Source organism: Streptomyces bugieae (assembly GCF_036352915.1).
Classification (GTDB): Bacteria; Actinomycetota; Actinomycetes; order Streptomycetales; family Streptomycetaceae; genus Streptomyces; species Streptomyces endophytica.
Window position 1 is genome coordinate 1 of record NZ_JAZBJP010000087.1, and the last position, 759, is coordinate 759.

The 759-nt window shown below is 73.5% G+C and carries 2 protein-coding genes; both read left to right on the top strand.

The features are described from left to right. A partial coding sequence (locus tag V2J85_RS40290) for a glutamate-cysteine ligase family protein (RefSeq protein ID WP_474064975.1) occupies positions 1-372 on the top strand: 372 nt, incomplete at its 5' end. 70 nt (positions 373-442) lie between these two features. Next, positions 443-759, top strand: a 317-nt coding sequence (locus V2J85_RS40295; RefSeq protein WP_330824350.1) for a DJ-1/PfpI family protein, incomplete at its 3' end; no start/stop codon positions are given.

The window sequence follows — 759 nt, forward strand, 5'->3', positions numbered from 1 at the left end:
GTCCTGCTGGCCGCACTGACCCGGGCGCTGGTGGAGACGGCCGCGCGGGAGTGGCGGGCCGGGGAACCGCCCCAGGACACCGAGGTGGCCCTGGTGCGGGTGGCGTCCTGGCAGGCGGCCCGCTCCGGCATCGACGACCGGCTCATCCACCCCCGCACCCTGCGGCCCGAGCCCGCCGCCGACGTACTCCGGGCGCTGCTGGCACACGTGCGGGACGCCCTGGAGGACAGCGGCGACCTCAAGGCGGCGCAGAAGGCGCTGACCGCCCTGGAGCGGCGCGGCAGCGGGGCCCGGGTCCAGCGCGAACTGCTGGAGCGGACCGGCAGCCTCCGCGACACCGTCGCGGAGTGCGTCCGCATCACCGGCGGATGACATCACCGGCGGATGAGCGGAAAGCAGCACCGTACGGACACGACCGCATGAGCGAGGAAAGGAGCGGCACATGGCCACCACCGATCTCGGCGACCGCCGGATTCTGGCGATCGTCACCAACTACGGGGTCGAGCAGGACGAACTCGTCGTCCCCGTGAAGCACCTGCGCGACCACGGGGCACAGGTGAGCGTGGCGGCGGTCTCCGACGAGGAGATCCGCACCCTCGTGGGCGACCGCGACCCCGGTGAGACCGTACGGCCCGACCTCACCCTGGCCGACGTCGACCCCGCCGCGTACGACCTCCTGCTCGTCCCGGGCGGCACGCTCAACGCCGACACCCTGCGCCTCCAGGACGCCACCACCCGGATCGTCAGCTCGTTCGCGGC